The organism is Micromonospora sp. 050-3 (assembly GCF_046549335.1).
Taxonomy (GTDB): domain Bacteria; phylum Actinomycetota; class Actinomycetes; order Mycobacteriales; family Micromonosporaceae; genus Micromonospora; species Micromonospora trifolii.
On sequence record NZ_JAJPVX010000003.1, the window covers coordinates 440,130 to 465,308 of the forward strand.

The 25,179-nt window shown below is 71.5% G+C and carries 26 protein-coding genes; 14 read left to right on the forward strand and 12 right to left on the reverse strand.

Features of this window, described 5'->3' with window-relative positions; all coding sequences use genetic code 11:
* Positions 1 to 220: 220 nt before the first annotated feature.
* The 5 genes from ACLJOK_RS30120 to ACLJOK_RS30140 form a co-directional block, all read right to left on the reverse strand.
* Entirely contained in the window at positions 221 to 871 is a 651-nt protein-coding gene (locus ACLJOK_RS30120) for a response regulator (RefSeq protein ID WP_410821900.1), read from the reverse strand.
* A complete protein-coding gene (locus tag ACLJOK_RS30125; protein ID WP_410821901.1) occupies positions 862 to 2,079 on the reverse strand; it encodes a sensor histidine kinase in 1,218 nt (405 codons plus the stop codon). Before ACLJOK_RS30125 ends, ACLJOK_RS30120 begins: the two co-directional genes overlap by 10 nt.
* The gene (locus tag ACLJOK_RS30130; RefSeq protein WP_410821902.1) at positions 2,076 to 3,416 is read right to left on the reverse strand and encodes an FtsX-like permease family protein; all 1,341 of its coding nucleotides are present in this window, start codon (positions 3,414 to 3,416) and stop codon (positions 2,076 to 2,078) included. The genes ACLJOK_RS30125 and ACLJOK_RS30130 overlap by 4 nt, the downstream gene beginning before the upstream one ends.
* Positions 3,413 to 4,150: an ABC transporter ATP-binding protein gene (locus ACLJOK_RS30135; RefSeq protein ID WP_410821903.1), complete on the reverse strand. Its 738-nt coding sequence runs from the start codon at positions 4,148 to 4,150 to the stop codon at positions 3,413 to 3,415. Before ACLJOK_RS30135 ends, ACLJOK_RS30130 begins: the two co-directional genes overlap by 4 nt.
* A 133-nt stretch (positions 4,151 to 4,283) precedes the next feature.
* On the reverse strand, positions 4,284 to 5,186 hold the full coding sequence (locus ACLJOK_RS30140; RefSeq protein ID WP_410821904.1) for an NADP-dependent oxidoreductase: 903 nt from the start codon (positions 5,184 to 5,186) through the stop codon (positions 4,284 to 4,286).
* Positions 5,187 to 5,290: 104 nt separating this feature from the next.
* On the opposite strand from ACLJOK_RS30140, the gene ACLJOK_RS30145 reads away from it, so the two are divergent.
* The gene (locus tag ACLJOK_RS30145) at positions 5,291 to 5,689 is read left to right on the forward strand and encodes a winged helix-turn-helix transcriptional regulator (RefSeq protein WP_410821905.1); all 399 of its coding nucleotides are present in this window, start codon (positions 5,291 to 5,293) and stop codon (positions 5,687 to 5,689) included.
* A 253-nt stretch (positions 5,690 to 5,942) separates the two neighbouring features.
* Positions 5,943 to 6,356 (forward strand): nuclear transport factor 2 family protein, encoded by a 414-nt coding sequence (locus ACLJOK_RS30150; protein ID WP_410822218.1) that lies wholly within the window; start codon positions 5,943 to 5,945, stop codon positions 6,354 to 6,356.
* 30 nt (positions 6,357 to 6,386) lie between these two features.
* Here ACLJOK_RS30150 and ACLJOK_RS30155 read toward each other — a convergent pair whose 3' ends face one another.
* The 3 genes from ACLJOK_RS30155 to ACLJOK_RS30165 form a co-directional block, all read right to left on the reverse strand.
* Positions 6,387 to 6,599, reverse strand: coding sequence for a DUF1737 domain-containing protein (locus tag ACLJOK_RS30155; protein WP_410821906.1), 213 nt, complete (start codon positions 6,597 to 6,599; stop codon positions 6,387 to 6,389).
* Between the two features lie 246 nt (positions 6,600 to 6,845).
* Positions 6,846 to 7,766 (reverse strand): alpha/beta fold hydrolase, encoded by a 921-nt coding sequence (locus ACLJOK_RS30160; protein WP_410821907.1) that lies wholly within the window; start codon positions 7,764 to 7,766, stop codon positions 6,846 to 6,848.
* 126 nt (positions 7,767 to 7,892) lie between these two features.
* On the reverse strand, positions 7,893 to 10,037 hold the full coding sequence (locus ACLJOK_RS30165) for a prolyl oligopeptidase family serine peptidase (RefSeq protein ID WP_410821908.1): 2,145 nt from the start codon (positions 10,035 to 10,037) through the stop codon (positions 7,893 to 7,895).
* An 87-nt stretch (positions 10,038 to 10,124) separates the two neighbouring features.
* On the opposite strand from ACLJOK_RS30165, the gene mshB reads away from it, so the two are divergent.
* From mshB to ACLJOK_RS30180, 3 genes are all read left to right on the forward strand, one after another.
* Entirely contained in the window at positions 10,125 to 11,051 is a 927-nt protein-coding gene (mshB, locus tag ACLJOK_RS30170) for an N-acetyl-1-D-myo-inositol-2-amino-2-deoxy-alpha-D-glucopyranoside deacetylase (protein ID WP_410821909.1), read from the forward strand.
* Positions 11,052 to 11,068: 17 nt separating this feature from the next.
* Positions 11,069 to 11,506, forward strand: coding sequence for a hypothetical protein (locus ACLJOK_RS30175; protein WP_410821910.1), 438 nt, complete (start codon positions 11,069 to 11,071; stop codon positions 11,504 to 11,506).
* Positions 11,507 to 11,621: 115 nt separating this feature from the next.
* Positions 11,622 to 12,086, forward strand: a complete 465-nt coding sequence (locus ACLJOK_RS30180) for a hypothetical protein (RefSeq protein WP_410821911.1) — start codon at positions 11,622 to 11,624, stop codon at positions 12,084 to 12,086.
* Positions 12,087 to 12,217: 131 nt separating this feature from the next.
* Here the strand turns inward: ACLJOK_RS30180 and ACLJOK_RS30185 are convergent, their stop codons facing one another.
* Positions 12,218 to 13,189: a GNAT family N-acetyltransferase gene (locus ACLJOK_RS30185; protein WP_410821912.1), complete on the reverse strand. Its 972-nt coding sequence runs from the start codon at positions 13,187 to 13,189 to the stop codon at positions 12,218 to 12,220.
* Positions 13,190 to 13,268: 79 nt separating this feature from the next.
* On the opposite strand from ACLJOK_RS30185, the gene fdxA reads away from it, so the two are divergent.
* From fdxA to ACLJOK_RS30210, 5 genes are read left to right on the forward strand one after another with little or no spacing between them, the layout of a single operon-like run.
* The gene (gene fdxA / locus ACLJOK_RS30190) at positions 13,269 to 13,595 is read left to right on the forward strand and encodes a ferredoxin (RefSeq protein WP_354943063.1); all 327 of its coding nucleotides are present in this window, start codon (positions 13,269 to 13,271) and stop codon (positions 13,593 to 13,595) included.
* Positions 13,592 to 14,695 carry a succinyldiaminopimelate transaminase gene (gene dapC, locus ACLJOK_RS30195; RefSeq protein WP_410822219.1) on the forward strand — a complete coding sequence of 368 codons (1,104 nt, stop codon included), beginning with the start codon at positions 13,592 to 13,594 and terminating at the stop codon, positions 14,693 to 14,695. Before fdxA ends, dapC begins: the two co-directional genes overlap by 4 nt.
* Before the next feature lie 22 nt (positions 14,696 to 14,717).
* The gene (locus ACLJOK_RS30200; protein ID WP_410821913.1) at positions 14,718 to 15,737 is read left to right on the forward strand and encodes a prephenate dehydrogenase; all 1,020 of its coding nucleotides are present in this window, start codon (positions 14,718 to 14,720) and stop codon (positions 15,735 to 15,737) included.
* Positions 15,738 to 15,750: 13 nt separating this feature from the next.
* On the forward strand, positions 15,751 to 16,398 hold the full coding sequence (locus tag ACLJOK_RS30205; protein ID WP_410822220.1) for an SIMPL domain-containing protein: 648 nt from the start codon (positions 15,751 to 15,753) through the stop codon (positions 16,396 to 16,398).
* A complete protein-coding gene (locus tag ACLJOK_RS30210) occupies positions 16,398 to 17,045 on the forward strand; it encodes a nucleoside/nucleotide kinase family protein (RefSeq protein ID WP_410821914.1) in 648 nt (215 codons plus the stop codon). The genes ACLJOK_RS30205 and ACLJOK_RS30210 overlap by 1 nt, the downstream gene beginning before the upstream one ends.
* Here the strand turns inward: ACLJOK_RS30210 and ACLJOK_RS30215 are convergent.
* A complete protein-coding gene (locus tag ACLJOK_RS30215) occupies positions 17,042 to 17,599 on the reverse strand; it encodes a sugar O-acetyltransferase (protein ID WP_354943066.1) in 558 nt (185 codons plus the stop codon). The genes ACLJOK_RS30210 and ACLJOK_RS30215 overlap by 4 nt on opposite strands.
* A 76-nt stretch (positions 17,600 to 17,675) precedes the next feature.
* Between ACLJOK_RS30215 and ACLJOK_RS30220 the strand changes: the two genes are divergently transcribed.
* Entirely contained in the window at positions 17,676 to 21,095 is a 3,420-nt protein-coding gene (locus tag ACLJOK_RS30220; protein ID WP_410821915.1) for a S8 family serine peptidase, read from the forward strand.
* 52 nt (positions 21,096 to 21,147) lie between these two features.
* On the opposite strand, the gene dapD is transcribed toward ACLJOK_RS30220, so the two are convergent.
* Positions 21,148 to 22,107, reverse strand: coding sequence for a 2,3,4,5-tetrahydropyridine-2,6-dicarboxylate N-succinyltransferase (gene dapD, locus ACLJOK_RS30225; protein WP_410821916.1), 960 nt, complete (start codon positions 22,105 to 22,107; stop codon positions 21,148 to 21,150).
* A gap of 78 nt (positions 22,108 to 22,185) precedes the next feature.
* Here dapD and dapE point away from each other — a divergent pair, with 78 nt between their 5' ends.
* Positions 22,186 to 23,259, forward strand: a complete 1,074-nt coding sequence (gene dapE / locus ACLJOK_RS30230) for a succinyl-diaminopimelate desuccinylase (RefSeq protein WP_410821917.1) — start codon at positions 22,186 to 22,188, stop codon at positions 23,257 to 23,259.
* Positions 23,260 to 23,309: 50 nt separating this feature from the next.
* On the opposite strand, the gene ACLJOK_RS30235 is transcribed toward dapE, so the two are convergent.
* The gene (locus ACLJOK_RS30235) at positions 23,310 to 23,477 is read right to left on the reverse strand and encodes a hypothetical protein (RefSeq protein WP_238677800.1); all 168 of its coding nucleotides are present in this window, start codon (positions 23,475 to 23,477) and stop codon (positions 23,310 to 23,312) included.
* A gap of 154 nt (positions 23,478 to 23,631) precedes the next feature.
* Between ACLJOK_RS30235 and ACLJOK_RS30240 the strand changes: the two genes are divergently transcribed.
* Both ACLJOK_RS30240 and ACLJOK_RS30245 read left to right on the forward strand, forming a co-directional pair.
* Complete coding sequence (locus tag ACLJOK_RS30240) at positions 23,632 to 24,498, forward strand: TIGR00730 family Rossman fold protein (protein WP_410821918.1); 867 nt, start codon at positions 23,632 to 23,634, stop codon at positions 24,496 to 24,498.
* The gene (locus ACLJOK_RS30245) at positions 24,498 to 25,043 is read left to right on the forward strand and encodes a TIGR00730 family Rossman fold protein (RefSeq protein ID WP_410821919.1); all 546 of its coding nucleotides are present in this window, start codon (positions 24,498 to 24,500) and stop codon (positions 25,041 to 25,043) included. Before ACLJOK_RS30240 ends, ACLJOK_RS30245 begins: the two co-directional genes overlap by 1 nt.
* Positions 25,044 to 25,179: the final 136 nt, after the last annotated feature.

A 25,179-nucleotide genomic window follows, 5' to 3' on the forward strand; every position in this document is an offset into this window, starting at 1 on the left:
CAGCCCCATCGAGTGCGTTGTCATCAGCAGAGCGTGCTATTCGGGCGAGGTATTTTACTGGTCGAGCGTCGCCTTGGACGTCGAAGCATCCCGGAAGGTCAGCTCCCACGGCCCGGGTTCGCGAGCGGCTTGCGCGTTGGCGTGGCCAGGCTCGACACCGTCCGTTACCTGCATCGACATGCGGGCAGAGCGCACGCTGGAGGTTGCGCTCCCGCTGGGCTCAGCGCGCCGCGTTCAGGTAGCGCAGCACGGCCAGTACCCGCCGGTGGTCGGTCCGCGCCTGGGGTAGGTCCAGCTTGGTGAAGATGGCTGTCACGTGCTTCTCCACGCTGCGCGGGGCGAGGTGCAGCGACTCGCAGATGGCAGCGTTGGACCGGCCCTCGGCCAGCATCCCCAGGACCTCTCGTTCCCGCTCGCTGAGGCGGGCGACGCCCGCGTCCACCGCCGGCGCCGCCAGCAACTGCCGCACCACCTCCGGGTCCAGTGCTGTCCCGCCGGCGGCCACCCTTCGCAGCGCGTCGACGAAGTCGTCGGTGCTGACGATGCGGTCCTTCAACAGATACCCGACCCGCCCGGGGTGCTCGGCGATCAGCTGCCGCGCGTACCGGGTTTCCACCCACTGTGAGAAGACCAGCACGCCGGTCTCCGGGTACCTCGCTCGGATCGCCAGTGCCGCACGCAAGCCTTCGTCGGTGAAGGTCGGTGGCATTCGCACGTCGACCACCGCCGCCTCCGGCCGGTGCTCGCCGACCGCCGCCAGCAGGTCTTCACCGTTGTCCACCGTCGACACGACGGTGATGCCGTGATCGGTCAGTAGCAATCTGATCCCGTCGCGCAGCAACGGGTTGTCCTCGGCGATCACTACTCGCATGGCAACTCCACGGTGATGGTCGTCGGCCCGCCGGGTGGGCTGTCCACCCGCAGCGCGCCGTCCAGCGACTCGGCCCGCCGGACCAGCCCCGCCAGGCCGGTACCCGTGCTCCCCGGCCTCGCCCCGCCGCGCCCGTCGTCGGTGACAGTCAGGCGTAGCACGCCACCCAGCGCGCGAAGGTCCAGCCGGATCCGGCTGGACCCGGCGTGCTTTGCCACGTTGGTGAGCAGTTCGGCGGCGCTGAAATAGAGCGCCGACTCCATTTCGGGCGTTGGTCGCTGGGGCAGGTCCACGTGCACGTCGACGGGCACCGCGCTGCGCGCGGCCAGCGTCTCGATCGCCGTGCTCAGGCCGGCGTCCAGCGCGGGCGGGTGAATGCCCCGAACGATGTCCCGCAATTCGGTCAGCGCCTCCACCACCGCACCCTGGGCCTGCGTCACCAGCGCCCGCAGTTCCGGCTCGCCGGCTCGCCGCTCGATGCGCGACAGCGCCACGCCCAGCGCGACCAGCCGGGCCTGCGTACCGTCGTGCAGGTCCCGCTCCACCCGGCGCAGCAGCGCGGCCGCGTCCGCCCGCAAGGCGGCCCGGCTGGCCTCCAGCGCCGCTATCCGGGCTCGCTCCGGGCCCGGCTCCAGCAGCGCCCCCACCAACCGCCGGTCCAGCCACACGATCAGCCGGAAGTACCACGGAAACGCCAGCAGCGCGGCCAACCCCTGCGCGGCCAGACCCCAGGGCCCGCCCCACGGCGAATCCTGCGGAAACCTGTTCATCCACAGGGGATAGGTGATTCCCAGCAGCCCTCCGACGATGAGGACCCCGCCGAGGTAGGCGGCCGCGGTCATCAGCGGCAGCCGGGCGAAGCAGTACGCGAGGGCCTTCCAAGCGCTGGCGTCGGTCAGCACCGCGCCGGCCCAGCGCACAGGGCCCGGCCCGCGACGGCGTACGGGCGGCGGGTTCGGCCAACTCCAGCCGAGGAACAGCCGGGCCGGCCCACGGAAGTACCGCACGGTCAGCCGGGCCAGCACCAGTACACCTGTCAGCAGCGGTAGCCCGATCGTCAGCAGCGACAGCGCGGAGAACACCAGCCCCAGCAGTGCGATCACGAACGTCGGCACGGCCAGTACCGCGCCGGTGACCGCGTACCCGACCTCACTCCAGGTGCGGGCGGCCACCGGCGCGCGCAGGACGCTGCTGACGACCGACCTCACGGGTCCACCGCCAGCGACTCCACCGCCGGGCGGCGCATCGCGACCAGCGCCGGCACCACGGTGCCCAGCAGGACCAGGCCGATCACCGCGGCCAGGCCGACGATCAGCTGCCCGGTCGGCAGGTACGGCATCCACGTGCCCAGCATGCCGTGCAGCATCGGCACCACGGTGACCATCGCGACCACTGTACCCACCGCCAGCGCGGTCACTGTCACCATCAGAGCTTCGCAGACGACCACGGCCAGCGCCCGCGTCCTGCTCGCGCCGACCAGCCGGGTCACCGCAAGCTCCCGACGTCGGGCCAGCAGCACGGTCACCAGCGTGTTCACCGCGGCGACCGCGGCGAAAGCGACGTAGACGGCGGTACCGGAGTACTCCGTCCACACCTGTGCCGGTGGGTCGGGCGCGGCGCGCACGTACACGGACGTGGTGTGCGTGACCACCTTCACCGTGGCGAACGCGATCGCGAGGACCAGCGGTACCAGGGCGCCGGACAGCGCCTTGGATCGCACCGCGAGGTTGTCCGCGGCCAGCGCCCCGGTACCCCCGAACAGTCGCGCCAGCGGGGCGACCAGCCGCAGCAGGACCGGACCGAGGAAGCCGACCCCTACGCACATCGCCAGCATCGTGAAGAAGCCCAACTCACCAGCCTTCGCCGGGTCGCCCTTCGCGATCAGGACCGACAGCACCACGCCGCCAGCCACGAGCACCACCCCGATCGCGGTACGCACAATGCTGATCCGACGCCGCGGGACGGCCGTCTCGGTCAGCGCGGCGGCGGGGCGTACTCGCGCTGGGCGTATCGCGGCGACCAGCGCGCCAACCAGCGACGCCCCGACGGTGATGCCCAACGCGGCGGGCAGTGCCGCAGCCGAATTGTGGAACGTCACGCCGGGTGGGATCGCCCCGTGCCCGGTGAGCCCCGCCAACCAGGCGCGGGCGAGCAGGGCACCGAGCGGCACACCGAGCAGTGTCGCCGGCACCGCCACCGCAGCCGCCTGGGCCGCCACCGCGCGGCGCACCCGGCCAGGGGTGGCACCGACCGCCCGCACCAGCGCGATGTCCCGGCCCTGCCGGGCGATCGACGACGTCATGGTCAACCCGACGATCAACGCGGTCAGGTACACCGACATCACCACGAACAGCGCGGCCATCTCGGGAAGCGAGCTCTCGGTCAGCGCCTGCCGTGCGGCCGGGTCCAACCGCGCACCGGACATCGAGGAACTGGCGCCGAGCGCTCCGGACACCAGCGCGGCGGCCAGGCACTGCGTGACGAACGGTCCAGCGAAGGCCCACGGCTGCTTGCGTAACGCCTGCCTGGTCAGCCCCGCGTTCACCGGGCCACCACCGGGTCGGTCACGGTGGCGGCCAGCCGCTCCGCGATGCTTGTCGAATCGGGCGTCGGGCCGTCCGCCACCACCTCGCCGTTGCGCAGCAGGATGAGCCGGTCACTCCAGGCCGCTGCCGCCGGGTCGTGGGTGACCATCACCACCGTCACCCGGGCCCGGTCGACCCCGCTACGGAACAACTGCAAAATCTGCCCACCGGTGGTCGGGTCCAACGCCCCGGTCGGCTCATCCGCGAACACCACGGCGGGACGGCCAGCCAACGCACGGGCAATGGCGACCCGCTGGCGCTGGCCACCGGACAACTCACCGACCGACCGGCCAGCCATCCCGGACAGCCCAACCTCGGCCAGCACCTCGTCGAGCGGGCGCGGGCGCGGACCACCCAGCCGACGGGGCAGCAGCACGTTCTGCCGCACCGTCAGTTCCGACAGCAAGTTGTACGACTGGAAAACGAAACCCACCCGGTCGCGGCGCAGCCGGGTCAGCGCACCCTCGCGCATCCGCGTGACGTCCCGGCCGACCAGCCGGACCCGGCCCGACGTCGGCCGGTCCAGCCCGGCCGCGCACTGCAACAGCGTGCTCTTGCCCGATCCGGTCGAGCCCATCACCGCCACGAACGTGCCGGCCGCCACCGCGAGTGAGACGCTGCGAAGAGCGGCGACCGGCCGGCGGCGCGAGCCGTAGATGCGGGTCACCCCGTCGAGTTCCACCACGTTGTCCATGCGTTCCAGCCTCGGCGCTGGCGGCGGCACGGACATCCGGGTGGCCCGCACGGTACGGGTGCGGTTATCCGTACCACCCCTGCGATCTCAAGCGGCTTGAGATGCAAGCCTCTCATCGAGCTTCCGCCGCCGATCAGGGGACGATCACCACACCGCCGCGGACGCCGCCCTGGGCCAGCCGCTCGTGGGCCGCTGCCGCGTCGGCGAAGGGGTACACGTCAGCGACCCGGAGCGGGATGTCGCCGCTGGTGAGGAGTTTGACCAGTTCGCCCAACCGGGTTCCGTCCGGTAGCACCTCCAGCGCGAAGGTCCGGATTCCCCGCACCGGCTCCGGGCGCAGCGGAGGCGACGCGGCCACGTAGCCGCCGCCGTCCCGAATGAGGTCCAGCAGCGAGGCCCCGATCACCGCCAGGTCGACGACCGCGTCGAACGTCCCCGTCGGATCGTCGTCGCGCGACAGGAACGCCGCGCCAAGCGACTCGACGAACTCGCGGTCGCCGGCCCCGGCGAGTCCCGTGGCGTGCAGACCGGTCGCCCGGGCCAGCGCCAGAACGAACCCGCCGACCTGCCCGGCGGCGCCGGTGACGAGCACCGTGGAACCCGCCGGGAGCGCGAGCAGGTCGAGTGCCTGGGCGGCGGCGAGGCCATTGGTCGGCAGCGTCGCCGCCTCGGTGGCGGGGACGCCGGCGGGCGCGGGGGTCAGCCAGGCGGCGTCGAGGAGTACGTATTCGGCGTGGGCGCCGGCAGTGGTTTGCAGCCACGGCGAGAAGCCGATGACCTCGTCGCCGATCGAGAACTCGTCGACCGACGGGCCGACCGCGTCGACGCTGCCGGCGACGTCCCAGCCGGGCGTGTACGGCAGGCCGGTCGGCAACGGGGCCGGGAACCGCCCGGAGCGGACCATCAGATCGACCGGGTGTACGACCGACGCGGCGACCCGCACCCGCACCTGCCCCGGGCCGGCCTCGGGCACCGGCACCTCGGCCACGTGCAGGACCTCCGGCCCTCCGAACTTGTCATAGCTGACTGCGCGCATCGCCGTCTCCTTCGTGGGATTTCGTGATCACCACGACCGTACGAATCATCGGCACTATGAGAAAGTAGGTACCTTAAAGTGCCTAGGGCACCAAGGAGGAAAGAATGGCGACGTCGACCGCAGCGCAACGCCGTGAGCAGGCGAAACTTGACTACGACGCGTTCCTGGACCAGTGCCCGACCCGTGAGCTGCTGAGCAGGCTCACCGACAAGTGGGTCGCCCTGGTGATCCCGGCGCTCGTCGACGGCCCGCAGCGGCACGGCGAGCTGGCCCAGCGCATCGCTGGCGTCAGCCAGAAGATGCTCACCCAGACCCTGCGCACCCTGGAGCGCGACGGCCTGGTCACCCGCACTGTCACTGCCTCGGTACCGGTCCGCGTCGACTACGAGCTCACCCCGCTCGGCCATGAACTGTTCCCGGTCATGATCGCGATCAAGGACTGGGCGGAGACGCACATGGACCGCGTCTTCGAAGCCCGGACCCGATACGACGCACGCCCCTGAGAACCTGCGACGCCGATGACGTCAGAGTCCGCCGCACGGTATCCGTTCGACGGCCTCGCTGATGTGGACCGCCAAGATCACCGTCGCTTGCCGCTGCGCGAAGAAGAGATCTTGGACAGTTTCCGTTCCACGCTGACGGAAACTGTCCAAGATTCACGTTTTCGGCGTCGCCAGATCAGGTCATCCGGCCTGGGGAGACGTGCTGCGGGCATCGGTGCGGGCAAGGCCGGTGATGCACCGACGGCTCGCCAGATTGTCGCTGGCGGCGGCTAGGGTCCGGGCCGTGGATGACACCTCGACGGCTCGGCGGACCGCCCACGCCTACGTTGATCTTTCGGAGCGCCGCGACTGGTCCGGGTTGGCCGCCCTGCTCACCGATGATGTGGTCTACGAGATGCCGCAGACTCGGGAGCGCATTCGCGGCAAGGACGCGTTCCTGCGGTTCAACACCGAGTATCCGGGCGACTGGCACCTGCGGCCACGACGGGTGATCGCCGATGGCCGTCTTGCTGCCCTGGTGCTCGACGTTAGTGTCGGCGACGAGCAGCAGGACGCGTGCGTCTGGCTGGAGATGTCCGAGCAGGGGCTGATCAGCAAGATCATCGACTACTGGCCCGAACCGTACGACCCGCCGCAGGGCCGGGAACACCTCGTGGAACGTTGGTGATCGTCAGCTTGCCGCCATGAGCATGCGTCTCTACCTGGGGCTTTCCTCGGCCGCCTCGGAGCCGGCAGGGTGCGACAGCACCAACGCCTGGGCGGCGATGACGCGGTCGCCATCGAAGGTCAGCGCCGGCGACCCGTGCAGCTGATAGCCCTGATCGAGCAGCGCGCTGACGCGGGCGCAGAATTCGGCATCATCGGGCCCGGTGATGAGGCGGTAGCCGAGCGGCTTCGCGAAATCCGACACCGCCGCATTGTCCCTGCTCGGATGTCAGAACGTCGTCCCGGCCAGCAACCCGTTGTGCAGCCTCGGAAGGATCCAGGCGGATGGCCGGCGTAGGGCGCCGAGCCCTTCCGGTCGAAGCTGGGCTTGCCCCGCCTCGTTCAAGATCGCGCCCGATCCTGGATCTAGTGGCCATTTGACGCCGGAATGCCACTAAATCCTGGATCCAGTGCGATCTTGGGCGGCGGACTGGCCAATCTGCTCCTGCGTTCAGGAGCGGCCGATGGAGCGGTCCAGGAAATCGTGGATCATCGGCGCAGCGACGTCGAGCTTGTCTTCCAGCAGGAAGTGGCCGGTGTCGAGCAGATGAAACTCGGCCGACGGCAGGTCGCGCCGATAGGGATGGGCGCCATCGGGCGGGAAGATGGCGTCGTTCTGGCCCCAGACGATCAACGTCGGTGGCTGGTGGTCGCGGAAGAAGGCATGGAACTCCGGATACAACGTGACGTTGCTGCCGTAGTCGTAGAACAGATCCAGCTGGATGTCCGCGTTTCCGGGGCGGGCGAGCTGCGCGTCGTCGTGGAGCCACATGTCGGGGTCGAGCCGGGTGAGGTCCTTCACCCCTGCCGTGTACTGCTGCTTGACCGTGTCGGAGTTGAGGATGAACGCGATGGCCTGGCGGCGCTCGTCGGTGTTCTCCGCCCAGTACGCCTTGATCGGATCCCAGAACGGGCTCAGGCCCTCTTCGTACGCGTTGCCGTTCTGCACGATGAGCGCGCTGACCCGCTCGGGCCTCTTGAGGGCCAGCCGGAAACCGGTCGGTGCCCCGTAGTCGAAGCAGTAGAGCGCGTAGCGATCCACGCCGAGCTGACCGATCAGGCCGTCCATCAGGTCGGCGAAGTTGGCGAACGTGTAGTCGAACGTCGACCGGTCCGGGCTGGCGCTGTGGCCGAAACCCGGGAAGTCCGGCGCGATCACCCGGTAGCGGTCCGCGAGCAGGGGGATCAGATGACGGAACTGCGCGGAGGATGTGGGGAATCCGTGCAGCAGCAGGACTGCGGGCCCGTCGGCCGGTCCGGCTTCGCGGTAGAAGATGTCGATCCCGTTCACTGTCGCCGTGCGAAAGTGCGTGACCGGAAGTTCGCCTTCCTGGACGGCGGCGACCGAGGGTTTCTGCGCGATGCCAACCATCCTGGAGTCCTTTCGGCATAAGGGAAAGCCGTGTCTCCACGGGGTGATCGCGCCGCCGGTACCGCTTCGGCCAGCATGGCATTCACCGGACGGCTCGGTATGCCGAACTCACTTATCGAACGGCGCTTACAGCAGGTGGGTGCGGAGGAAGTCGAGTTCCAGCGGGAGTAGTCGCTCGGCGGTCCCGTTCGCGGCCAGGTGGGTGGCCCCGGTCAGCGGCAGCACGGCGTGCGGCCGGCCGGTGCTCAGCAGGGCGGCGGAGAGCCGGAGCGTGTGCGCGGCCACCACGTTGTCGTCGGCCATCCCGTGCACCAGCAGCAACGGGCGGGCCTGGTCCGGGCTGGTGACCGGCTCGGCGGCCAACTCGACGAGCGAGTGGTGCGCGTAGATGTCCTGGCCGTCTTCCGGCAACCCCAGATAACGCTCGGTGTACGCGGTGTCGTAGAGCGCCCAGTCGGTCACCGGGGCACCCGCGATCCCGCAGCGGAACAACTCCGGGTGGCGCAGCACCGCCAGCCCGGCCAGCCACCCGCCGAACGACCAACCACGCACCCCGACCCGCCCCAGGTCCAGGTCCGGGTGCTTGCCGGCGAGCGCGGTGAGCGCGTCGATCTGGTCGGTCAGGATCACGTCGGCGAGCCGCCGGTGGATCGCCTTCTCGAACGACGGCGCCACGCCCGGCGTACCCCGGTTGTCGATGGTGACCACAGCGAACCCGGCGTCGGCCCACCACTGCCGTTCCAACCACGCGGCCCGCGCCGCCACGACCTCCTGGTGCCCCGGGCCGCCGTAGATGTCCAGCAGCACCGGCAGCCGCCGGCCCGTCACGTGGTTGTCCGGGTAGAGCACCGCCGCCGGCAGCCGCCGGTCGGTCACCCGTTCCAGCAGCGGCAACGGCGAGTACGGCGGGGTGGCGGCGAACGAGCGCAGCTCGGCGATTCCCTGATCACCGCGGCGGACCGTCCAGCGCACCCCGGCGTGATCCAGCGACGCGACGCCGACGGCCAGAACGTCCCCGCCCACCGCGGCGGTGTACCAGCCGGAGTCGGTGGTGAGCCGGCGCGCGTCCACCCCACCGCCGATGGTGGTGCGGACCCGGAACAGGTGCCGCTCGCTCGGCTCGCCGTCGCTCGCCTCCACCAGCAGGTCGGCCGGGCCGGTGGTGGCCGGCAGCCGACCCACCACCCGTCGTACGTACAGCGACGGCGGGGTGAGCAGGGTGCCGTCCGCGAACAGGCACCGGGCGTCGTACCCGTCGTGGGCCAGTTCCCCACCGACCAGCACCCGGCCGTCGGGCAGGTGCGCGGGGGTCCCGGCGATCGGCTCGACCCAGCGCGGATCGGCCAGCTCGGCGTGCACCTGCGTCTCACCAGTACGCGGGTCCACAGCCAGCACCAGCCCGTGCTGCTGCGAGCGGCGCAGCACGGTGATCAACGGGCTGCCCTCACCCCAGCTCACCCCGGTCAGGTACGGGTAGGTCTCCCGGTCCCAGTGCACGTCGACCCAGCCGTCGTCCAGGTCCAGCAGGTGCAGGCTGACCTCCGCGTTCGGCCCGCCTGCCCGGGGGTACGCGACGGCGGTCGGCGGGCTCGCCGGCTCGGCCGGGTCGTGCAGGTGCCACCGTTCCAGGCGGGACTCGTCGACCCGGGCGGCCAGCACCGAGCGGCTGTCCGGGGCCCACCAGTACCCCCGGAACCGGCCGAACTCCTCCGCCGCGATGTGCTCGGCCAACCCCCAGCTCACCCCGGCGTCCTCGCCGGCCAGCAGGGTGTCGGTGCCGTCGGGGTCGATCACCCGCAGCTCACCCCGGCGCACACCCTCGGCCGCGTCGGTCACGTACGCCAGTCGCTGCCCGCTCGGGTCGGGGCGTGGGTCCAGCACCGGGCCGACGGCCGCCACCTCCACCACGTCGCCGTGCACCAGATCGGCCCGGAACAACCGCCCGGCCAGCGCGAACACCGCAACCCGACCGGCCGCGTCCAAGGCGTACGAGCCGATGCCGGCGGCGCTGAGCCGCAGCCGCTCGCGCAGGGCGCGTTCACCGGGGGAGAGGGACCGGACGTCCCCGTTCTCGCCCAGCAGGGTCGCCGGATCGGCGACCAGCCGTTCCTCGCCGCTGCCCACGTCCAGCAACCAGAGCGCGTCCGCCGGATCCTCGGGGCCGGCGGAGCGCAGGAAGATCACCCGGGAGCCGTCCTCAGCCACCGAGACAGCGCGTGGCGCGCCGTGGCTGAACCGGCGGGTGCGGGCGGCCAGCTCCGGAAAGTCCACAGCCCAAATCGTAGAGCGGGAGCGGAGGTGATGTGGCCGACCTGGGCGGACGCGTCAGCGTCGGCCGGGGGAGAACCGCCGGTTAGAGTGACCGTCGTGACGATGCTGCCCGACCGCCGCCTGCTGCTGGTCCACGCGCACCCCGACGACGAGTCGATCGGCACCGGCTCGACGATGGCCCACTACGCCGCCGACGGCGCGCACGTCACGCTGGTGACCTGCACGCTCGGCGAGGAGGGCGAGATCCACGTGCCCGCGCTCGCGCAGCTCGCGGCCGCCGAGGCCGACCAGCTCGGCGGGTACCGGGTGGCCGAGCTGGCCGCCGCGTGCGCCGCGCTCGGCGTCGGCGACCACCGCTTCCTCGGCGGCGCCGGCCGCTACCGCGACTCGGGGATGATGGGGCTCGCGACAAACGAGCACCCCCGGGCCTTCTGGCAGGCCGACCTCGACGAGGCCGCCGGGCACCTCGTGGAGATCATGCGAGAGGTACGCCCGCAGGTGCTCGTCACGTACGACCCGAACGGCTTCTACGGCCACCCCGACCACATCCAGGCGCACCGGGTGGCAATGCGCGCCGTCGAGCTGGCCACCGTCGAGGGCTGCGCCCCGCTCAAGGTCTACTGGACGGCCATGCCGCTCAGCGTCCTGGAGGCCGGCATGGCGCACTTCGCCGAGTCGTCGGACAACCCGTTCGGCGGCATCGAGGACATCGCCGACCTGCCCTTCGGCACCCCGGACGCCCAGATCGCCGCCCGGATCGACGGCACCGACCAGCACACGGCCAAGGAGGCCGCGATGCGGGCGCACGCCACCCAGATCCCGGCCAACTCCTGGCTCTACTCGATCGCCGGCAACTTCGGTGGCGAGTTCATGGGCGTGGAGTTCTTCACCCTCGCTGTCGGTGAGAAGGGCCCGGGCGCCGGGCCGTACGGCTGGGAGGACGACCTCTTCGCCGGCCTGCCCGCGGAGACCGCGCCGGACCGGTCCCCGGTCGCGGCGGCGGGTCTCCGGTGAGCCTGCCGGCCGCACCGATGACGGTCGTGGAGGACCAGGAAGCCCCGCCCCCGGCGGGGCCCCCGCCGCGACTGCTGGACCTGGGCGTCCGGCTGGTCGGTGCGATCGTTGTGGTCCTCGCCGGCGTGCTGACCGGCGTGTTGGAGCTGCTGCTCGCCACGGTCCGCGTCGGCGGGCAACTGGTCGGCGTGTCGGTACTCCTCGCCATCGGCGCCAACATCGTGCTGAGCTGGTTCGCGTACGAGGCGGTCGGCCGTCGCTGGGCGGTGGCGTTGCCGGCGGTGCCGTGGTTCGCGCTGATGGCTGTCGCCGCCATCCGGACCAACGAGGGCGACCTGTTGCTGGCCGGCGACAACTGGGTCGGGCTGGCCATGATCGTGGCCGGAGCGATGACCTTCGCGGTGATGGGCTTCCGGCAGATCCTCGCCCCGCAGCCGCCCATGCTCGGCAGCTGACGCCGGGCTGGTTCCGGGTTGCTGCAGGATGATGACGTCTCCCAGGTAAGGGTGGTAGATATTCCTGCCAGGATGCGAACCCCGCGACGGGGTCGTACGGCAGGAGGGTCCGGCGATGAACAAACGGTGGCGTGACCTCGGGGTGCTCGTAGCAGGGCTGTTCGCGGTCAACGTGGTCGCCCGACTGATCACCCGGTTCGGCTTCGACGGTGACGACACCGCCGCCGACCGGGTGTCGCTGGCGATGTTCACGGTGATCGGCCTGATCCTCGCCGTGGTCGCCTTCCGTTGGGGTCGTCGCCGGCCGCTCGCGGGCTGGGCCGCCGACATGGCCCTCGTGGTGCCGGTGGCGATGCTGCTGACCGTGCTGGTCGGGCCCCTGCTGGTCGGTCACGACCCGTTCGCCGGCGGCGCGGCGACGTTCTTCGCCCAGATCTGGCTCTACCTGCTCGCCACCGGCGCCGGGTTGCTGATCGGCTACCTGGTGCTCATCGCGCTCGGGCGTGACTACCGCTCTCAGCAACTCAAGCGGTACGCCGAGGTCAAGGCCGCGAAGCCGCGCCGGGTCGTCCGCCGCTGACCACCGCCCATCCCGGCCCTCCGACGTCTAGATCGACTCGGCTTCCTTGAAGTCGGGGTTTTCCGGGCGTCTGGATGCCGCGACTTCCCGAAAGCCGAGTGGATCGAGCGGTGCCGGGCCGCCTCGACGGGTCAGTTCGGCGCGACCCGGGTCAGGTAGGTGTGGTGGGTGACGAGGCCGAGCCGCTGGTAGAGCGCGATCGCCGCCGCGTTGCGCTGCTCGACCTGAAGGAACACGTGTGTCGCGCCGGCCGACGCGCCCCAGCTCGCCAATTCGTGGATCACGCGGCGGGCCAGCCCCTGGCGGCGAACCGCTGGTACCACCTCGATCAGGCTGAGGCCCAGCCAGCGCCCCTGGCCGGTCACCGTGCCGCGGCCAACGCCCACCAGGGCGCCGTCGGCGTACACGTGGGCGAAGCGGACCTGGTCCACGGCGGTGAGCACGTGCCGGGCGGCGTCCGGCAGGCCGCCCTTGCGACCGGCGGCGATGGCCAGCCACTCGTCGCTGGGCGCGGTGGCCAGCTCGATGACCGCACTGCCCCATCCGTCGGCCTCGCCGCCGGCGGGCGTCGACGCCGGCAGTGGCAGCGGCGCGGTCTGCACCAGCGTCGGAGGGCGGGTGCCCCAGCCGCGGGCGTCCAGCTCGGCGCCGACCGGTGCGGCGAGGGGCAGCGGCGTGTTGATCCACGCGGGTTGGCCCAGCTCGGCGTACCAGCGCTCCACCGCGTCGACAGCGGCGGCCAGTGGTCGGTCCGGGTCGCCGATCGGCAGCGCCGAGTTGGCGCGCCCGGTCCAGCCCTCGGCCGACCGGAGCAGCCAGTCACCGAGCCGGCCCCGGGTCGGTGCCGGCCAGGCCTCGTCGGCGGCCTGCTCCAGCGCCACGACCGCGGCGGCGGTCGGCCGACGGGTCGGCGGTACGCGCTTCGCGCGGTGGACCTGCGCCACCGGGACCCGTAGCTGCCCCTGCGCGGTCGCCAGGGTGAGATGAGTCTCGCTCAGCTCGACCAGCTCGCCGAGGGCATCGGAAAATTGTGGGCGGCCCTCGCGAATCCCCACAATCCGGCGGACCACGATCCGGTGTCCCACATCCTGCTGTCGGAGCACGATCGACCCCCTCCCCGGCGAGATACTAGGCTCTTACCGTCGCGGGAGATCGCGGCGAGTCTTGCGGAGGAGAAGACCGGTGACCTACATCATCGCCGAGCCGTGCGTAGATGTGATCGACAAGGCATGCATCGAGGAGTGCCCGGTCGACTGCATTTACGAGGGCAATCGGATGCTCTACATCCACCCCGACGAGTGCGTCGACTGTGGTGCCTGTGAGCCCGTCTGCCCCGTGGAGGCGATCTTCTACGAGGACGACGTCCCGGAGCAGTGGAAGGACTACACCGGCGCGAACTACGAGTTCTTCGAGGACCTGGGCTCGCCCGGTGGCGCCTCGAAGGTCGGCAAGGTGGAGAAGGACGCCACCTTCGTCGCCGCGCAGCCGCCGCGCGGCGAGGGCCACTGAACCGGCCCGCGCCGGTCTCGTCGCGGCTGCCCGAGTTCACCTGGGACACCCTGGACGCCGCGGCCACGCTGGCCGCGGCGCATCCGGAGGGCCTGATCAACCTCTCCATGGGTACGCCGGTCGACCCGGTGCCCGAGGTGATCCGGCGGGCGTTGGCTGACGCGTCCGATGCTCCCGGCTACCCGCTGACCGCCGGCACCCCGGCGTTGCGGGCCGCGATCGCGGCGTGGGTGTCCCGAGCCTGTGGCGCTGGCGTCGACGGTCTCGGTGTGCTGCCGACCATCGGCTCGAAGGAGCTGGTGGCCTGGCTGCCCACGCTGCTCGGCATCGGCCCGGGTGACGTGGTGGTGGTGCCGTCGGTCGCGTACCCCACCTACGAGGATGGTGCCCGGCTGGCCGGTGCCACAGTCGTCCGTACCGACTCGCTCACGTCGGTCGGGCCGACCTCGCGGGTCCGGTTGGTCTGGGTCAACTCGCCCGGCAACCCGACCGGCCGGGTGCTGCCCGCAGCGCACCTGCGCAAGGTGGTCGACTGGGCCCGCGAACGTGGCGCAGTGGTCGCGAGTGACGAGTGCTACCTGCCCCTGGGCTGGTCGGCCGAGCCGGTCTCGGTGCTGTCTCCGCAGGTCAGTGGCGGAAGCTACGCCGGGGTGCTGGCCGTGCACTCGCTCTCCAAGCGTTCCAACCTCGCCGGCTACCGGGCCGGCTTCGTCGCCGGCGACCCGGCGCTCGTCGCCGAGCTGCTCAAGGTCCGCAAGCACGCGGGCATGATCGTGCCCGCGCCGGTGCAGGCGGCCATGGTGGCCGCGCTCGACGACGAGCGACACGCCGAGGAGCAGCGGGAGCGTTACCGCGCCCGGCGGGAGGTGCTCGCCGAGGCGTTCACCGGTGCCGGGTTCACAGTCGAGCACTCCGAGGCGGGCCTGTACCTCTGGCTGACCAGGGGTGAGGACTGCTGGCAGACGGTCGACTGGCTGGCCCGACGCGGCATCCTGGTCGCCGCCGGCGTCTTCTACGGCCCGACGGCCGGGCAGCATGTCCGGGTCGCTCTGACCGAGTCCGACGAGCACATCGCCGCCGTCGCGGCACGTCTCGCCTGATCGCGGGTCCGGGCGGCCGAGGATGGTGGACGGGCCAGGCACGCGGGTGCGGGCGGCGGTGGTCGGCACCGGCCTGATTGGTGGTTCGGTCCTGCTCCGGATGTACGCCGCCGGCATCGACGTGGTCGGCTGGGACCCGGACGAGGCCACCCGACGGGAGACGCGCCGGGTGGGCGTACCCGCGCCGGACCGGCTGGTCGATGCGGTGGCCGACCGGGACGTGGTCTTCCTGTGCGGGCCGTTGCCCACCCTGCCGGCGACACTGGTCGAGGTGGCGGCCATGACCGGTGAGCGGTGCGTGCTGACCGACGTCGGGAGCACCAAGGAGCAGGTGGCGGCGTTCGCCGCCGCGCAGGGGCTGACGCACCGATTCGTGCCGGGCCACCCGATGGCGGGCACCGACCGGGCGGGCTTGACGGCCGCGCGAGCGGACCTGCTCACCGGCGCGGCCTGGGTGCTCTGTCCGGCGCCCGGCACGGCCACCACCGCGTTCCGTTGGCTGGCCGAGCTGCTGGTGGAGGTCTTCGAGGCCCGGGTGGTGCCGATGTCCGCCCCGGAGCACGACTCGGCTGCCGCGCTCGCCTCACACGTGCCGCACCTGCTCGCCGGCGCGCTGGCCGGCGCCGTGCAGCGCGCACCGCTGCGCGACGCGATCCTCGCGCTCGCCGCCGGCAGCTTTTCCGACGGCACCCGGGTCGCCGGAACCCCGGCCGACCGGACAGCGAACATGCTGCTCGGCAACCGGGACCGGGTGCTGCGTGAGCTTGCCGAGGTCACCGCGTTCCTGGACGACCTGACCGCCGCGCTGCGCGCCGACGACGCCCCGGCGCTCACCGCCCGCTACGACGAGGCGCGGGCCTCCCGCGCGGCACTGCGCGACCGGCGGTTCGGCGCGGACGACCGGCAGTTCCCGGCCGGTGGTGACCACGCCGCAGAGGTGTCCTGGCTACGCGAGCTGGGGGTGGCCGGCGGCCACCTGACCGGTCTGCGCGTCGACGCGGACACTGTCTCCTACGCGGCGCGGCGCCCTGTCGCTGACTAGGCTGAGGGGCATGGTGGTGGACGGTCCTGTGGTGCAGGTGCGCGGCGAGGCGTACCGGGAGGTGCCGCCCGAGCTGGCCCGGTTCGCTGTCACCGCGACAGCCCGCGACCGGGACCGGGAAGCGACGCTGACCCGGTTGGCCGAGCGGGCCGCGGCGGTCCGGGTGCTGCTCGACGGCTCCGGGTCGGCGGTGGCGCGGCGGGAGACCGGCGACCTGCGGGTGCGGCCGGAGACCCGGCGCTCGGGTGAGCGGGTGGTCGCCTGGCACGGCAGCGTCACCACCACCGTCACGGTCACCGACTTCACCGCGCTGGGTGAGCTGATGCTCCGGCTCGCCGATCAGGACCAGGTCGAGGTGGCCGGCCCGTGGTGGGAGCTTCGTCCGGACAGCCCCGCCCATCGTGCGGCCCGGCACGCCGCGATCAGTGACGCGCTGTTGCGGGCGCGGGAGTACGCGGAGGCGCTGGGCGCCCGGGTCACCTCGTTGATCGAGCTGGCCGATGCGGGCCCCGCCGACCGGCCGATGTTCGCCCGTGCGGCCTTCGCCGGTGGCGGTGGCGCGGGCGGTGGTCCGCCGGAGCTCGAACTGGACCCGCAGCCGCAGACTGTGCAGGCGGCGGTGCAGGCGCGGTTCACCATCAGCGACCCGGTTCTGGGCTGATGCCGCAGGCCCGGGTGCTGTCCGCCGACGAGTTGGTGGCGCGGGCGTTGGTGCTCGCCGAGGCCGGCCCGCGACAACTGCTCGGCATCGCCGGCGCGCCGGGCGCCGGGAAGTCCACTCTGGCGGAGCGGATCGTCGCCGAGGTCGGGTCGGCCGCCTGCCTGGTGCCGATGGACGGCTTTCACCTGGCGCAGTCGCAACTGGTTCGCCTGGGTCGCGCCGACCGCAAGGGCGCTGTGGACACCTTCGACGCGAACGGGTACGTCTCGCTGTTGCGCCGGTTGCGCCGGTTGGAGCCGACGTCGGTCTACGCGCCGGAGTTCCGCCGGGAGCTGGAGGAGCCGGTGGCCGGCGCTATCGAGGTGCCGCCGTCGGTCCGGCTGGTGGTGACCGAGGGCAACTACCTGCTGTTGCCGGACTTCCCCTGGCAGGAGATCCGACCGCTGCTGCACGAGGCGTGGTTTCTCGACCTTGACGCCGAGGTGCGGCACCGCCGGCTGACCGCCCGGCACGAGGCGTTCGGTCGGTCGCCGGAGCAGGCACGGGCATGGGCGTTGGGCAGCGACGAGTCGAACGCCGCCCTGATCACCCCCACCGCCGACCGGGCCGATCTGGTGGTCCGCCTGTCGGATCCGCCGACGGTCTAGCCGAGTTCGCGGACCGGCCGGGCCGGGTTGCCGACGGCCACCACGTTGGCGGGCAGGTCCCGGGTGACGACAGCGCCCGCGCCGACGACGGTGTCCGCGCCGATCGTCACGCCGGCCAGCACGATCGCGCCACCGCCGAGCCACACGTTGTCGCCAATGGTGATCGGCTTGGCCGCCTCCCACTTGTCCCGTCGCGGGCCGGGCTCGACCGGATGCGTCGGGGTGAGTAGCTGCACGTTCGGGCCGACCTGGACGTCCGCGCCGAGGGTGATCCGAGCGACGTCGAGGAAGACAGCGTTGTAGTTGACGAAACTGCGCGGGCCGATCCGGATCTGCCAGCCGTAGTCGCAGTAGAACGGTGGGCGGATCCAGGTGTCCTCGCCCAACTCGCCGAGGAGATCACGCAAGGCCGCGATCCGGGCCTGCGGATCGGCCGCGGGACTGGTGTTGAAGCGCTCCATCAGCCGGGCGGCCCGATCCAGGTCGGCGATGATCTCGGGATCGTCGGCGATGTATGGCTCGCCGGCGAGCATCTTGTCCTTCATGGAGGTCACCGCCCGATCATGCCGGCCCGGTTCGTCGGCTCGTGGCGGGTCCGTCATTTTTTGGCCTTCATTTTACATACCCGGTATGCAATTCTGGGTTGTCAATGTGACTCCATCCATCAAGACGCTTGACGAGGAGGATCCGTTGCACCAGGGAAGAAGATTGGCCGCTCTCGGCCTCGTGTTCGCGCTGGCGCTCTCCGCGCCGGCTCCCGCCTCAGCCACGGCCGCCGTGCCCGCCCCACCCGGCGGCACCGGTCAACAGTCCACTCCGGGTGGACCCACAGCCAACCGCTCGACCACCGTCACGCTGATCACCGGTGACCGGGTCACCGTCACCGCGTCCGGCACCTCGGTCCGGCCCGGAGCCGGCCGCGAGGACGTGCAGTTCCTGGTCCAGCGCGAGCGCGGCCGCCTCACTGTGACGCCGACGGACGCGCTGCCGTTGCTGCGCTCGGGCCGGGTGGACCGGCGGCTCTTCGACGTCACCGGGCTGATTGAGGCCGGTTACGACGACGCCGACCGCAAGACCCTGCCGCTGCTGGTGTCGTACGGCTCGACGGGTACCGCCAAGCGCGCCTCGGCCGCTCTGCCCGGCACACGGCTGACCCGTGACCTGCCGGTGATTCGCGGTGCCGCCCTGAACAGCGACAAGTCCTCCCTCGGTGAGGTCTGGGAGAAGGTCAGCACCGGTCCCGCTGGGGCCCGGCTCGACGCGGCGGGGGGCGTCGAGCGGATCTGGCTGGACGGCCGTCGACGGGTGACCCTCGACCACAGCGTGCCGCAGATCGGCGCGCCCACCGCCTGGGCGGCCGGGTTCACCGGTACGGGCGTGTCCGTCGCGGTGTTGGACACCGGCGTCGACGCCACCCACCCGGACCTGGCCGGCAAGGTGGCCGAGGCGCGCAACTTCACCGAGGTCGCCGACGCTCGGGACACTGTCGGCCACGGCACCCACGTGGCCTCGACCATCGCGGGCAGCGGCGCGGCCTCCGGCGGCAAGTACCGGGGTGTGGCGCCGGACGCGACGCTGCTGGACGGCAAGGTCTGTGAGGACGCGGGCTGCACCGATTCGGCGATCCTCGCCGGCATGCAGTGGGCCGCCGTGGAGAAGAAGGCCGCAGTGGTCAACCTGAGCCTCGGCGGCTGGGACACCCCGGAGGTCGACCCGGTCGAGGAGGCCGTGCAGACCCTCACCGCCCAGACCGGCACCCTGTTCGTCATCGCCGCCGGCAACGACGGCTCGGACGGTTCGGTCGGCTCCCCGGCCAGCGCCGACGCCGGGCTCGCCGTGGGCGCTGTGGACCGCGACGACGAGCTTGCCGACTTCTCCAGCCGGGGACCGCGAGTCGGCGACGACGCGCTGAAGCCGGACATCACCGCGCCCGGCGTCGACATCGTCGCCGCTCGGTCCGCCAACGGTTTCATCGGTGATCCGGTGGGGGACCGCTACGTCACGCTCTCCGGCACCTCGATGGCGACCCCGCACGTGGCCGGGTCGGCCGCGCTGCTGGCCCAGCAGCACCCGGGATGGCGGGCCGACCGGCTCAAGGCCACTCTGATGGCCGCCGCCAAGCCGCACCCGGACCAGACCGCCTACCAGCAGGGCGCCGGGCGGGTCGACGTCGCACACGCGATCACCCAGCAGATCACCACCGACCCGGTGAGCGTCTCGTTCGGGCGTACCCTCTGGCCGCACGCTGACGACGCCCCGATCACCCGCACGGTGACCTGGCGCAACGACGGTCCAGCCCCGGTCACAGTGGACCTGAGCCTCGAGGGCGCCGGCCCCGGCGGTCGGGCGCTACCGGCCGGCCTGTTCGTCCTGGGCGCCAGCCAACTCACAGTGCCGGCGGGCGGCACGGCCGCCACTACCGTCACCACTGACACCCGGGTCGGCGACACCGACGGTTACTGGACCGGGCGGATCGTGGCCCGTTCCGGCGCGGCGGTCGCTGTCACTCCGCTGGCCGTGAACCGGGAGGTGGAGAGCTACACGCTGACAGTGGAGCACCTCAACCGCGCCGGCGCGCGCACCGCGGACCACTGGACCTCCCTGGTCGGGCTGGACTCCTTCGGCTTCTGGGACGTCGTCAGCTCCGACGGGGTGGCCACCGTGCGGGTGCCCAAGGGCCACTACGGCCTGACCGGCCTCGTCTTCGAGCCCGGGCCGGAAGATGAGCAGCGTGGGATGTCCCTGTTGGCGCAGCCCGAACTGACTGTCGATCAGGACACCCGGGTCGTCGTGGACGCTCGCCGGGCCAAGCCGGTACGGACGACAGTGCCGGATCGGACCGCCGTCCCGCAACTGATCGACCTCAGCGCCAACTTCACCGCCGACGACGGCAGCGGGTACGGCGTCGGGCTCTGGGCGGAGACGTTCACCGGCCTGACCAGCGGTCAGCTCGGCAAGCCGGTCTCCGCTGACAAGTTCGTCGCCACCGTCAGCAGCAACTGGACCACGCCGGACACGGCCAACAGCCCGTACCTGTACGCGCTGGCCGAGGCGATTCCGGGCCGAATGCCCACCGGGTTCGTCCGCGACTACGCCCGACGGGACCTGGCCACCGTCGTGCACCAGTTCCGCGGTGGCTACCCGGGCATGGAGGCCGAGCGGATCGTGCTCCCGGAGTTGGAGTACAACGTCGGCAGTTCCGCGGTGGTCCTGCCCACAGTCGTGCCTGGACAGCGGGTGGAGTACTACAACACCAAGGGCGTGACGTGGGAATCCGAGGTCTACTTCGGAACTGTGGACGAGGAAGGGTGGTTGATCCCGAAGGCGGCGCTCATCTCCACCTCCACCGCGTACCGGGCCGGGCGGACGGTTCAGGAGATCTGGAACCAGGCTCCGTACGGACCGTCCTTCCCGAACCCGCGCTGGCCGCAGCAGAGCGTCACCCGGGTCGGCGACGCCATCCTGGTCGACGTGCCGATCTTCAGCGACGCGGCCGGGCACCCGGGCTTCTCGCTGAGCGACAGTGAGCACACCAAGCTCTGGCGCAACGGCAAGCTGGTCGGCGAGAGCGAGTACGCCGGCTACGGGGAGTTCACAGTGCCACCGGGTGCGGCGGACTACCGGCTCGTCACGTCGTCGAAGCGGAGCTTCACCGACCTGAGCACCGAGGTGGAGTCCAGCTGGACCTTCCGGTCGAGGCACGTCGCCGGTGAGACGCCGGCCCGACTGCCCCTGTCGGCGGTGCGCTTTGCACCGCCGCTGCGGGTCGACAACAGCGCTCCGGCCGGTCAGGGCTTCGTCGTACCGGTACGGGTGCAGCGGCAGCCCGGCTCGCCGGCCACCCGGGTGGAGAAGCTCACCGTCGACGTCTCGTACGACGGCGGAAAGACCTGGGGCAAGGCGAAGCTGGTCCGCACCTCGGCCGACGGCTGGTCGGCCCTGTTGCGGCATCCGGCCGGTGACGGCCACGTGTCGCTGCGGGCCACCGCCCGGGACACCGCCGGCAACACGGTGACCCAACGGATCATCCAGGCGTACCGGTTGCGCTGAGGCGTACCCCGTCCGGGTCCGCGGCCGAGCGCCGCGGACCCGGACGGGTCCGTCAGTCGTTGGCGTGCAGGGCGGCGTTCAGCTCGATGCCCCGGCCGGTGCGCGGCCGGGCCTCCAGCCCGCCGGTGACCGAGTTGCGCCAGAACAGCAGGCCGTCGACGCCGGACAGCTCCCGGGCCTTGACCACCCGGCCGTCGGGGAGCGTGATCTTCGACGCGGCGGTGATGTAGCAGCCGGCCTCGACCACGCAGTCGTCGCCGAGTGAGATCCCGACGCCGGCGTTCGCGCCGACCAGGCTCCGCTCACCGATGCTGATCTTGTCGGTGCCGCCGCCGGAGAGGGTGCCCATGATGGAGGCCCCGCCGCCGATGTCGGAGCCGTCGCCGACCAGCACGCCCTGCACGATCCGCCCCTCGACCATCGAGGTGCCGACGGTGCCGGCGTTGAAGTTCACGAAGCCCTCGTGCATCACTGTGGTGCCGGCGGCCAGGTGGGCGCCGAGGCGGACCCGGTCGGCGTCGGCGATCCGCACACCGGCGGGCACCACGTAGTCGGTCATCCGGGGGAACTTGTCGACCCCGTACACCGCCAGGTGCCGGCCGGCGGCCCGCTCGATCACCCGTAGCTCGTCCACCCGCTCCGGGGGGCACGGACCGGCGGACGTCCAGGCCACGTTGGCCAGCTTGCCGAAGATGCCGTCCAGGTTGAGCTGATTGGGTCGCACCAGGCGGTGCGAGAGCAGGTGCAACCGGAGATACGCGTCGGACGCGTCCTTGATCGGGTCGTCCAGCGAACCGATCACTGTGACCACCTGCACGGTACGCAGACCGGGCAGGGGCCGGTCACCGAGCGCGGCCGGCGGCAGGTCGAGCACGTCCGCCTTGTCCTCGCCGGCGACCAGCGGCAGCTCGCCCAGGCCCAGCTTGCCGGTCGGGTACCAGGTATCGAGCACCTGCTCGTCGGCGGTGACCGTAGCCAGGCCGATGCCCCAGGCGGAATCTGCGGACGTCACTGTTACACCTCTCGGTCACGGCCGGGCTGACCTCGGCTCGCTCCTCGCGCTGACAGACCTGAAGGTACCGTGCGAACCATGGAGAACCCGCTGACCCCCGAGGTCCTCGCCGATCCGGTGCAGCTGACCCGCGCTCTGGTCGACATAGAGTCCGTGTCCCTCAACGAGAAGGCGATCGCCGACTGTGTCGAAGAGGTGCTGCGGGGCGTACCGCACCTGACCACCCACCGGCACGGCAACACGGTGATGGCGCGCACCGACCTCGGTCGGTCGCAGCGTGTCGTGCTGGCCGGGCACCTCGACACTGTGCCGTTGAACAACAACTTTCCCTCGACAATGCGCGGCGACCTGATGTACGGCTGCGGCACCTCCGACATGAAGTCCGGCACCGCGTACGCCCTGCACCTGGCGGTGACGCTGCCCGAGCCGCGCTACGACGTGACGTACTTCTTCTACGAGGCTGAGGAGATTGAGTCCCGGTACAACGGGCTCAACCTCGTCGCCGAGGCGTTCCCGGAGTGGTTGCAGGCGGACTTCGCGGTGCTGCTGGAGCCGACGTACGGCATCGTCGAGGCGGGCTGCCAGGGCACCATGCGCTCGGTGGTCACCACGACCGGCGTACGCGCCCACTCGGCGCGCTCCTGGCACGGGGTCAACGCCATCCACGCCGCCGGCGAGGTGCTGCGACGCCTCCAGACGTACGAGGCGCGTCGGGTCACCATCGACGGCTGCGACTACCGCGAGGGCATGAACGCGGTGCGGATCAACGGTGGGGTGGCCGGCAACGTGGTCCCCGACCTCTGTGAGGTCGAGGTCAACTACCGGTTCGCCCCGGACCGCACCCCGGCCGAGGCGGAGGCGCACCTGCGTGAGGTGTTCGCCGGCTTCGAGGTGACAGTCACCGACACTGCTGCCGGTGCCGCGCCCGGGCTCGACGCGGCCCCCGCGAAGGAGTTCCTGGCGGCGGTCGGCGCCGCGCCGATCGGCAAGCTGGGGTGGACGGACGTGGCCCGGTTCGCGGCGATGGGCATCCCCGCGCTGAACTTCGGCCCGGGCGACCCGAACCTCGCCCACCACCCCGACGAGCACGTCGAGATCAGCAAGATCCGCGACGGCGCGGCAACCCTGCACCGCTGGCTGGCCCCGGCCTGACCCTGGTCGCCCCGTCGCGTCCGGTCGCCCCGGTGATCAAGAGGTTTGCGTCAGCCTGGCCCGTTGTCGGCGACGCAAACCTCTTGATCGGTCCCGGAGGGGATGGGGGAGGTGGGGGTTGGGTTCTGCTGGCGGGTGCGGCGGCGTTCGGCCACCACGTCTCGGATCCGTCGCTGCATCTGGCGACGGATCCGGATCATCTCGTTGTTGCTGATCACGCTGTCTCCTCCCCCGAAGGCGCGCGCCGGGGCATACCCGGTATGTGAATAGTAAGACGTACGGGAGCGCCGAATAGTTGCCCATGATCCCGAACAATTTCTCGGCGTCCCCGCCCCGCGCACCCGGCCGGTGCTGCTCCACTACGGTTGCCCCATGAGCCAGAGCAACGGGCGGGAGGCCGGTCGCGGTCCGGGACAGGAGCGGCATCGCGGTGCGGTCACCCTGCGCAGGGGGGCGATCCCGAGCAGCACCGCCGACCAGCGACTGCTGGATTCACGGGGGCGGGGCGACTGGAAGACCAAGGACGCCTGGCGCGCGCTGCGCATCCTGGCCGAGTTCGTCGAGGGTTTCGACACCCTCGCCGACGTGCCGTCCGCGGTCAGCGTCTTCGGCTCCGCGCGCAGCGCGCCGGACAGCGCCGAGTGCCAGTTGGCCGAGCAGTTGGGTGGCGCACTGGCCCGAGCCGGCTACGCGGTGATCACCGGAGGTGGACCCGGGGTGATGGAGGCGGCCAACCGGGGCGCCAGCGAGGCCGGTGGGCTCTCCGTGGGGCTCGGCATCGAGCTTCCGTTCGAGCAGGGCCTCAACGACTGGGTCGACCTGGCCATCGACTTCCGCTACTTCTTCGCCCGCAAGACGATGTTCGTCAAGTACGCCCAGGCGTTCGTCGTGCTGCCCGGCGGGTTCGGCACCATGGACGAGTTGTTCGAGGCGCTCACCCTGGTGCAGACCGGCAAGGTCACCCGGTTCCCGGTGGTGCTCATGGGGGTCGCCTACTGGCAGGGCCTGCTGGACTGGCTGCGCGACACGATGGCCGCCACCGGCAAGATCGGGCCGGTCGACCTGGACCTGATCTGCCTCACCGACGACGTCAACGAGGCGGTCCGCTACATCGTCGCCTCGGAGGCCGCGCTCTCCGCCGAGCAGGAGGCGGTCCGCGAGGAGGCCGTCGCCCGCACCGGCGCGGACCAGCAGGCCGCAGCCGTTCAGGCCGCCGAGCAGCCCCGGGACCACGACTGATGGCGGCGATCTGCGTCTTCTGCGCCTCCTCTCGTACCCTCGATCAGCGCTGGTTGGACCTGGCCGCCGAAACCGGCGCGGAGCTGGCCCGACGCGGCCACACGCTGGTCAGCGGTGGTGGCTGCGTCGGCATGATGGGCGCGCTGGCGGACGGCGCCCGATCCGCCGGTGGGCGGACCGTCGGCGTGATCCCGCAGTCGCTGGTCGACCTGGAGGTCGCCGACCTGGCCTCGGACGAGCTGCTGGTGACCGACTCGATGGCCAGCCGCAAGACCCTGATGATCGACAAGTCGGACGCCTTCCTCACCCTGCCCGGCGGGCTGGGCACCCTGGACGAGTTGTTCGAGGTCTGGACCACCGCCACCCTGGCCCTGCACACCAAGCCGATGGTGCTGATCGACACCGACGGGTTCTACCGCCCCCTGTTGGAGTGGCTGGACGCGCTGGCCGACCAGACCTTCCTCAAGCCCGCCGGCCGCGACCTCCTGACTGTCGCCACCACCGTCACCGAGGCCCTCGACGTCCTGGAATCCCACCTGACCTGACCACCCCACCCCACCCCGGGCCCTGCCTGCCCGCGGTGATCATGGAGTTGGCGATGTCGCTGTCGGCGTGTCGCGCCGCTAACCTCATGATCGACGGGGGTGGATGGGGTGCGGTGTGGGGGTGGGGTTTGGGTGG